This window comes from Streptomyces sp. NPDC050743, from assembly GCF_044456925.1.
Classification (GTDB): domain Bacteria; phylum Actinomycetota; class Actinomycetes; order Streptomycetales; family Streptomycetaceae; genus Streptomyces.
In genome coordinates this window covers 1-8,271 of record NZ_JBITGJ010000192.1, presented here as the reverse complement: position 1 = coordinate 8,271, position 8,271 = coordinate 1, and the positions used below count along the sequence as shown (strand labels likewise).

General features: G+C 68.8%; 7 protein-coding genes and 3 pseudogenes. 2 read left to right on the top strand and 8 right to left on the bottom strand.

Features of this window, described 5'->3' with window-relative positions; genetic code table 11:
* Window positions 1–633 precede the first annotated feature (633 nt).
* Together ACIBJF_RS50495 and ACIBJF_RS50490 are read right to left on the bottom strand one after the other, a co-directional pair.
* Window positions 634–2,220, bottom strand: coding sequence for an oxidoreductase (locus ACIBJF_RS50495; RefSeq protein ID WP_399184633.1), 1,587 nt, complete (start codon window positions 2,218–2,220; stop codon window positions 634–636).
* A gap of 83 nt (window positions 2,221–2,303) precedes the next feature.
* Window positions 2,304–3,086, bottom strand: a complete 783-nt coding sequence (locus ACIBJF_RS50490; protein WP_399184632.1) for a helix-turn-helix domain-containing protein — start codon at window positions 3,084–3,086, stop codon at window positions 2,304–2,306.
* A gap of 267 nt (window positions 3,087–3,353) precedes the next feature.
* Between ACIBJF_RS50490 and ACIBJF_RS50485 the strand changes: the two genes are divergently transcribed.
* Window positions 3,354–4,019, top strand: a complete 666-nt coding sequence (locus ACIBJF_RS50485; protein WP_399184631.1) for a DUF4097 family beta strand repeat-containing protein — start codon at window positions 3,354–3,356, stop codon at window positions 4,017–4,019.
* Between the two features lie 109 nt (window positions 4,020–4,128).
* Here ACIBJF_RS50485 and ACIBJF_RS50480 read toward each other — a convergent pair whose 3' ends face one another.
* The 3 genes and pseudogenes from ACIBJF_RS50480 to ACIBJF_RS50470 all read right to left on the bottom strand — a co-directional run.
* Window positions 4,129–5,328, bottom strand: a complete 1,200-nt coding sequence (locus tag ACIBJF_RS50480; RefSeq protein ID WP_399184630.1) for a cysteine desulfurase-like protein — start codon at window positions 5,326–5,328, stop codon at window positions 4,129–4,131.
* Between the two features lie 122 nt (window positions 5,329–5,450).
* Window positions 5,451–5,721, bottom strand: a pseudogene (locus ACIBJF_RS50475) (zinc ribbon domain-containing protein); the annotation flags it as partial.
* Between the two features lie 15 nt (window positions 5,722–5,736).
* A pseudogene (locus ACIBJF_RS50470) lies at window positions 5,737–5,901 on the bottom strand (cytidine deaminase); the annotation flags it as partial.
* A 54-nt stretch (window positions 5,902–5,955) separates the two neighbouring features.
* Here ACIBJF_RS50470 and ACIBJF_RS50465 point away from each other — a divergent pair.
* On the top strand, window positions 5,956–6,261 hold the full coding sequence (locus tag ACIBJF_RS50465; RefSeq protein WP_399184629.1) for an ankyrin repeat domain-containing protein: 306 nt from the start codon (window positions 5,956–5,958) through the stop codon (window positions 6,259–6,261).
* 15 nt (window positions 6,262–6,276) lie between these two features.
* Here ACIBJF_RS50465 and ACIBJF_RS50460 read toward each other — a convergent pair whose 3' ends face one another.
* The 3 genes and pseudogenes from ACIBJF_RS50460 to ACIBJF_RS50450 all read right to left on the bottom strand — a co-directional run.
* Window positions 6,277–7,479: an IS110 family transposase gene (locus ACIBJF_RS50460; RefSeq protein WP_399184628.1), complete on the bottom strand. Its 1,203-nt coding sequence runs from the start codon at window positions 7,477–7,479 to the stop codon at window positions 6,277–6,279.
* 236 nt (window positions 7,480–7,715) lie between these two features.
* Window positions 7,716–7,832 (bottom strand): annotated as a pseudogene (locus ACIBJF_RS50455) (cytidine deaminase); the annotation flags it as partial.
* Between the two features lie 58 nt (window positions 7,833–7,890).
* On the bottom strand, window positions 7,891–8,271 hold a 381-nt coding region (locus ACIBJF_RS50450), incomplete at its 5' end, for a transposase (RefSeq protein WP_399184627.1).

The following is an 8,271-nucleotide window of genomic DNA, read 5'->3' as shown; positions in this document are numbered from 1 at the left end:
GTGGTCGCCTCTGTCGTCATGCATCCGAACCTACTTGAGAGGACTGACAGTTGAGAGTTCTTGATCACGGTGGGCGGCGTCACCGCCGTGCGGGGTGGACGCCGGATCGCCCTGACGGCGATCCGGCTGTCCCTGCCCTGCCCCGCAGGAGTCCGATTCCTCCCCGGCCTGAAGACCGGGGCATCCCCGGAGGAACCCGATGAAGCCCGTGCATCCCCAGGCCAGTGAGCAGAACGAGGGATCGTTGCGGCCGTTGGGACCCTTGGCCCTGTCTCCCCGATCGAGAGTCACTCCTGGTGCTTACCTCTCATGGACTCCCGTCACCAGCGGATCCGTCCTAGGAGCATCTCCCAAGCGCCGTCGGCCGGCCGCAGCAAATACCGCTCCGCAGCCTGCGCAAGACCGCCCCATGCATCATGCGGCCTCGCGAGACGCTCACCGACAGTCCGGACAAGCGGCTGCTTCAGGTCCAGCTTGTTGGCGCGGATCCGCCAGGCCGAGCAGGGCGCGCCGAAACCGGATGAAGGGCTTCGCCGGCTTCCTCCGCCAGGACCTCGACGCGTCCCCTTCGGACTCACCGTGCCGTTGAGTGCCGGGGGCGTCGAAGGTCACGTGCCGTGGCAGGTGGGTTCGTCACTGGCGGCTGATTGCCCGGGAGATGCCGGCGGTCACGGTCGTGGCGAGGACCCAGCCGGCAGCGGTCAGCCCGTAGGCGAGCCATTGGCCAACGCCTCGTGGTGCGAAAGCCGCCTCCTGCCCGAAGGTGATGATGGGGACCAGCAGGTCGAGGGTGTAGAAGACCGCGTTGAACGGTGGTTCCTTTCCGGCTTCGAGCGGAGCGGGGGGATGCACGCCGAAGAAGATCGCGCCACAGGCGAGCAGAGCCACGAGCCAGAGGCCGGCGCGCAGCGGTCGGTAGCCGTAGCCGACGGTCGCGTCCTGGATGTAACCCCAGGCCCTGGTATGCGGGGGCAGCGTCGCGCGCCGATGGCGCTGTTTGGCCAGCAACACGGTGCGGGATTCGTCCTCGTGTCCGAGCCGTCGGTACGCGGCTGCGAGCTGCTCGTACGGCTGCGGGAGGTAGCCGTCGGTGCCACGCTGGAGCCAGTCGACCCGTTCAGCCGCCACCAGGGGGTCTGCGAGGGCGTCGTAGGTGGCCTCGGCCAGCCTGAGGTGTGCCGGCCAGGTGTGGGGGGTGTCGTACAGGGTGCCCAGTTGAGCGTTGCGTGCGTCGACGGTGCCGTCGATCGGTCGCCGGGTTCGCAGATCGGTCTCCCTGGCCTGGAGGAGCCGCAGCGACAAGGCGGTCCCGTCGGGATGCGCGAGTGTGGCATCGTGGAAGCTGAGCTGCGTACCGATGCGGCTGCCGTCGAGTTTGATGCCGCCCACGACGGCGAGGCCCTTGCCGAGGTCGAAATTGCGGGCGACGCTGACATCGATCGCCTCCAACGCGATGTCGTCCGCGTTGTTCAGCTGGGCGCCGCAGAAACCGATCGCCGCCGAGACCGTGGCACCGGACAGGATGATCCGCCCCTCGGCCCTGAAGTTAGGGTGGAAGGTGAAGTCCTCGGTGATCTGGACGTGGTAGGCGTCCAGTGCGTGGCCGCCGGGGTTGCTCAGGGAGGCGCCCTCCAGGTCGAACTCGCCGTCGATGGAGCCACCGGATATGCGGAAAACTCCCTGGACAGCCAGGTTGGTACACAGCGTGTCACCGCGAATAGCCACATGGAGCGCCGATACGGCCTCGGACCCGGGTGCCGTGATCGCAGCGTTGCGGAGGTCCAGATCGCCGTCGATCTGAGCGCGGTTCAATACGAGGGGGCCGGTCAGGTGGCAGCGGGACAGTACCAGTCGGCCGTCGATCTGGGCTTTGTCGGCGGCGAGACCTGGCAGGGAGCTTCCGGACAAGGCTAGTTCGCGGATCCTGGCGCCCTGCAGCAGGGGCACTTCGTCGAAGCGGCAATCTGCCAGGACGACCGGCACGGCGACGTCGGCGAACCTCAGATCCAGGCCGCCCGTGATGCGGGCACCGGTCAGACGCAGTGCTGGGCGGTCCCCCGGGGCGGGATCGGCGCCGGCGCCCAGCAACAACGCCGTGATGACGTCGGCCCGTACGGCGCAGTCCGCCGATGACGTGCCGTCGCGGGCATCGACGGCCGTGCCCTGCGCGAAGGAGTCCCACAGCTGGCGTTCCACAGCATCGAGTTCACCGAGATGCATGATCGGTGATCATCCCGGAGTGGGCCTTCCCAGGACAAGGCCCGACCCCGGACTCACGGACGAGGCAGCCGGTTTCGTCTCTCTCATGCCGTGGCGGTCGGGGCGGCTGTGGGTTCGTCGTCCGGACTCGGCTCGGCGGTGTTGTCCGACGGTGTTTCCGTTCTGGTGTAGAGGACTTCGCGGCCCTGCTCCGCGGCGCGGATGAGTGCTTCGCTGACGAAGTCGAGGAAGCGGGCGGCACTTTCGAGGCGGGTGGCGGCCGGGGTGCCGCGGCCGAGGACGGCGACGCCCTGGCGTGCGGTTTCGATGAACTGGTCGTTGGCCCGGGCGCTGCGGATCATCGACTGGTACCACAGGTCGTCGTCGACGACGTAGCGCTCGCGGCGGCCCTCGCCGCGTTCCCGGCGCACCAGGTCCAAGCCCTCCAGGTACGTGATCGCTTTGGACACGGACGCCGGGCTGACGCTCAAGCGCTGGGCGAGATCGGAGGCGGTGAGGCTGCCGGTGTCGGTGGTGTACAGGCAGCCCAGCACCCGCGCCATCATCCTGGGCAGACCCGAGATCATGAAAACGGTGGTGAGGCTCTCCTGATAGTCGCGCACCGCCTCGGCGTCGCGTCCGTAGGGCTGCGCCGGCGCCTGCCGCCCCGCGGGCGCGGCCTGCCGGCGCCGGCGGGCGCGCTGCCCAGTGGCGCGGTGGGCCAGGTCGGCACGGTAGCCGGTGGGGCCGCCGTTACGCATCACCTCACGCGTGATCGTGGAGGTGGGGCGATCGAGACGGCGGGCGATCTCCGCGTAGGCCAGGCCGTCCGCCAGTCCCGCCGCGATCTGCTGACGCTCGGCCTGGGTGAGCCTGCCTCCCGGCATCTCAACTCCCCTTTCCTGACCCACGGATGCGCCATGGCGCTGCCCGATGTTCCCCTGACGCCCTCCACCCTAGCGTTCACCCTCAATACATTGCAACGGATGAATGTCCCGTCGTTGCGTTAAACGAGAGTTCGTTGCAACGATTGTCACGCAACTACCTGCAGATTTACCGACTTTGAGCAAAGACATCGTTGCGGCGACTTAGAAAGCAACGTAGCGTTTCCGGCATCAGGAAACAGCGAGAAGCGAGCGTCAAGGGAGAGCACGATGCAGAAGTTCGACACCCCCGCCCCCATCCTGGCCGTCCTGGACGTCCCCGCCGGACGCATCCAGTTCATCGCCGCCGACCGGACCGACACCGCGGTCGAGGTCCTGCCCGCGAACGCCTCCAAGAGCCGCGACGTGAAGGCGGCGGAGCAGACGGAAGTCGCCTACGCCGACGGAGTTCTGCGCATCACCGCCGCCGCCCCCAGCAGCCAGCTCTTCGGCCCCACCGGATCCCTCGAGCTGACGGTCAAACTCCCCGCCGGCTCCCGCGTCCAGGCCAAGGCCGCCGCCGCAGAACTGCGCACCGTCGGCCGCCTCGGCGACGTCGTCTTCGACGGCGCCTACCGCCAGATCAAGATCGACGAAGCCGCGAGCCTCCGCCTCACCGCCGCCGACGGCGACGTCGAGATCGGCCGGCTCACCGGACCCGCCCAGATCAGCACCGCACGCGGCGACATCCAGGTCACCGAGGCCACCCGCGGCACGGTCGTACTGACCACTCAGTCCGGCGACATCACCATCGCCGCAGCCGCCGGCATCTCCGCCACCCTGGACGCCGGCACCAGCCACGGCCGCATCACCAACACCCTGAAGACCGACGGCACTCCCGGACTCGACATCCGCGCCACCACGTCCCAGGGCGACATCACCGCCCGTAGTCTGTGACCCACACCCCCGCCGAACAGCAACGGGCTCGCGCAAGGGCGCGAGCCCGACAGCGGCGCTTATCGGCATCTCAGAGTAGATGCGGCCACCTTGGCCGGATCCGGCGAGGTCAGAGGAAGTCGGCGAGCCCGTCGAGGAAGCGGTCCACGTCGTCGGTGGTGTTGTAGGGGGCCAGGCCCGCACGCAGGGCGGGGCCTTCGAGCTTGAGCGCGGTGAAGGGTTCGTAGGCGTAGAACGACCCCGCCGGTGCCACCACGTCGCGCGCGGCCAGGTGTACCTGGGCCTCGCGGGCGTCGCGGCCTTCGATGGACACCAGAAGCGTCGGGGTACGGTCGGGGGCCTTCGAGTGCACGGTGATGGCGTCGCCCAGGGACTCCAGCCCGTCCTGCAGCCGTGCCCGCAGCGTCAGTTCGTGCTCGTGCAGGGAGTGCAGGGAGTGGGCGAGGCGCTCCCTGCGCGAGGTCCCCGTGCCCGGGTCCAGCTCGGCGAGGAAGTCGACGGCGGCGGTAGCGCCCGCCAGGATCTCGTAGGGCAGCGTGCCGAACTCGAAACGCTCCGGCACGGTGTCGGAGGACGGCACGAGCTTGTCCGGTCGCACGGTTTCGAGGAACGCGGGTGCCGCCGCGAGGACCCCGCAGTGCGGTCCGAGGAACTTGTACGGCGAGCAGACGAACAGATCGGCTCCGAGGGCGGGTACGTCCACGAGGTGGTGCGCGGCGTAGTGGACGCCGTCCACGTACACCAGGGCGCCGGCTTCGTGGGCGCGGTCTGCGATCCGGCGGAGGGGCGGCTTAGTGCCCAGCACGTTGGAGGCCGCCGTGACCGCGACCAGCCGGGTCCGGGGCGAGAGCGCCCGTTCGTACGAGTCGAGGTCCAGTTCCGTGGTCTCCGCGTCGATCTCGATCCAGCGGACCGCCACTCCAGCGCGCTCGGCGGCCTGGATCCAGGGGCGGACGTTGGCGTCGTGGTCGAGGCGGCTGAGGATGATCTCGTCGCCCGGGTTCCAGCCCTTGGCCAGGTGGCGGGAGAAGTCGTACGTCAGTTGCGTGGCGCTGCGACCGTGGACGATGCCGTTCGCGGGCACGTGGAGCAGATCGGCGTAGGCGGCGCGGAAGTCCGCGACGGCGCGCTCGGCGTTGAGCTCGGACGGGCTGACGGTTCCCCGGTTGGACAGGGGGCCGGTCAGCGTCGCGGCGATGGCGTCGGCGACGGGGCGGGGGGTCTGCGTTCCGCCCGGCCCGTCGAAGAAGGCGATCCCGGTGTCCAGGGAGGGGAAGTGGGCCCGCAGGGCGGTGAGGTCGATGGCCATGGTCTCTGCTTTCTGTCGGGCCCGGTGCCCGGCGTCGCTGTGCCACGTTCAAAGCCACACCCGACGCCCCTGGGTGGGCCAACCATACGAAGGGCTCGTCCTGTCCCGCAGACAATGTAGGGAACGTTCACGGCACCCAGCGTGTCCGCGTGCGCGGTGTGGCCGCACGAGACGCAGCGGAACTTGTCCTGAGTGGGCCGGTTCTCCTTGGCAGTGTGCCCGCGTTCCGGGCCCGCCGGGACATGTTGCGGGGGTCCACCGCCATCACTCGCCGTCCGGCTCCTTCCGCCTTGGCGGCCAGGATCGCGAGGAACACCCCCATCCGGCATCGACGATCGCTCGGTTCAGTCCGGCCTTCGCACCGGCCCCGTTGGGCAGGAAGCCACCCGCCCGGTCGGAGTCGGACGGTTACTCGGCGTCGAGCTGGTGGTCAGCCCAGACGTAGCTTTCGGGCAGCAGGTCGGTGATAAGGACGGTTCGGATGCGATCGCCTTCGCCCACGATGACCTTGAGGGCCGGGAAGTAGTCGAGGAGGACCTGGCGACACCGGCCGCACGCGGGGGGGGTGCCCCTATGTCCTTCGTCAAGCTGTCGTGATGATGGCTGGCATGACGGATGAGGTTCAGCTTGGGTCGTGAGAGCCGCCGGGGGTGGACGCCGCTGCACTTCGCGGCGGATGAGCAGGATGCCGCGGCTGTCGGCTCTCTCCTGGCGGCGGGTGCAGAAGTGGATGCCCCCGACGAGCAGGGCAATACGCCTTTGTGGCAGGCGGCGTTCACATATCGAAGTGATGACGCGGTGCTGTCGCTGCTGGTCAATGCCGGAGCCGATCCGGACATGGACAACCTTCATGGCGTGAGCCCGCGGCGCCTTGCCGGCTGGCGTATTGGTTCAGATGTCGCGGTGCATCTTGGGGATCGTCCTGTCTCGTAGTGCAGTTTCCGCAGGTCACGCGACTTTGGCGGGCTGCGGCTCATAGAAGGTTCCATCGCGGAGCATGGCGAAGAGGACATCGGCTCGGCGTCGGGCGAGGCAGAGCAGGGCCTGGGTGTGGTGCTTGCCCTGGCTGATCTTCTTGTCGTAGTAGGCCCGGGATGCAGGGTCGCCCAGGGCGGCGAACGCCGAAAGGAAGAAAGCCCGTTTGAGCTGCTTGTTTCCTCGTCTGGAGGGCTGTTCGCCGCGGATCGAGGAGCCCGAGCTCCGGGTCGCTGGGGCGAGGCCTGCGTAGGCGGCGAGGTGGCCGGCGGTCGGGAAGGTGCTGCCGTCGCCGACCTCGATGAGGATCCTGGCTCCGGTCCTGACGCCGACTCCGGGCATGGACGTCAGGACCTTCGAAAGAGGGTGGGCCCCCAGGAGTTCCTCGATCCGCCCGGCCAGCAGCTTGCGCTGGTCAAGCACGGCCGTTAGAGAGGCGGCCAGGCTCGGGACGATCAGCACGGCCGCCTCGGTCCCTGGAACGGTGACGCTCTGCTCGTCCAACGCGGTGAAGATCTCGTCGACCAGTCGCTCGGCCATCCTCGGCGCCTTCGGCCGCAGCAGGGTGACCAGCCGCCGACGGCCGGCCTTGCGGATCTGGGCCGGAGATCCGAACCGTTCCAGCAGCGTGAGGACGGCCGGGTGCTGCAACCGCGGCCCCAGCACCCGTTCCAGCGACGGGTGGATCTGGGTCAGCAGGCCGTGCAGCCGGTTGGCGACCCTGGTCGCCTCGCCGGCCAGGTCGTCGTCGAAGCCCACGATCATCTCCAGCTCGGCGATGGTCTCGTCCTCGCCGTCGATCGCCCGCAGTGTGTGGGGCATTGCGCGAGCGGCGTCGGCGATGATGAACGCGTCCCTCGCGTCGGTCTTCGCTTCGCCGGGGTAGAGGTCGGCGATCCGCCGCATCGTCAGCCCGGGCAGGTAGGCGACCGGGCAGCCCATGTCCCGCGCCACCGCCAGCGGCAGAGCCCCGATCGAGGCCGGCTGGTCGACCACGACCAGCACCGTTCCGTGCTTGGCCCGGAGTTTCGCGAACAACTCGCGGAGCTTGGGCTCGGTGTTCGGCAGGCGCTTGTCGAACGCCTTCTTCCCAGCCGGGGTCACGGCGGTGGCGTGGTGTTCGCCCTTGCCGACGTCCAATCCGAGGAAGACGTCGATGTCGCCGGTGTCGATCACGTGCAGGCCCCTCCATCACGCATTCGTCCGGCCTTGCCAGGGCACCGAGCTGCCACATCCACGTTACGGAGAGCTCTTCCGGCCCGGGTGAAGCCGGTGCTCAAGCCCCTCATCAGCGGTCCGTCGATGCCTCCGGACCCGGTGACACCACCCCCCGGATCATGAACAACAAGGGGGGGAAGTCATGCCGGACCCGAAGGCCGGAGGCCCCATTGCGGAGCCACGAAGACGGTAACGGGGGGGACAACCCCTCGGTCGCGGTCGCCCACCGCGACGATCGTGTTCAGCTCGTAGGCGCCCTGGGCGGCTGCCGTGCCGATAAGGACCAGCTCGGCGCAGGGTCCTCCCTTGAAGGCTCCCCTCCCTGAAGGACTCCGTTGGGAAATCCGTGAACCGGGTGTGGGAGGGCCTCTATGCGGCCAGGTCGAGCCGGGCTAGGTGTGAGGTGCGGGTTGGGCCGAGTGGGGTTTCGGTGAGCCAGGCATCGAGTCGGATGATGTTGATGGCGGTGGCGGCGAAGACGTGTCCGAGGTGGGTCTTGGGCAGGCCGGTGTAGCGAGTGCGGCGGATCTGGGTGCGGCGGACCGCCTGGGAGATCGTGCCCTCCACGCCGGCGCGGATGTTGTAACGCTGCTGCCACTCGTCGGTCAACTGCTCGCGGCGCCGTACTTCCAGCGCCTCCTGCTGGTTTTGGGGGAGCAGGGTCAGGCTGCGGCCCCATGTGCCGTTGGCCGCCTTGGTGCACTTCTCGCGCGCGGGGCAACTGCCGCAGTCCTGGGCGGTGAAGTGCAC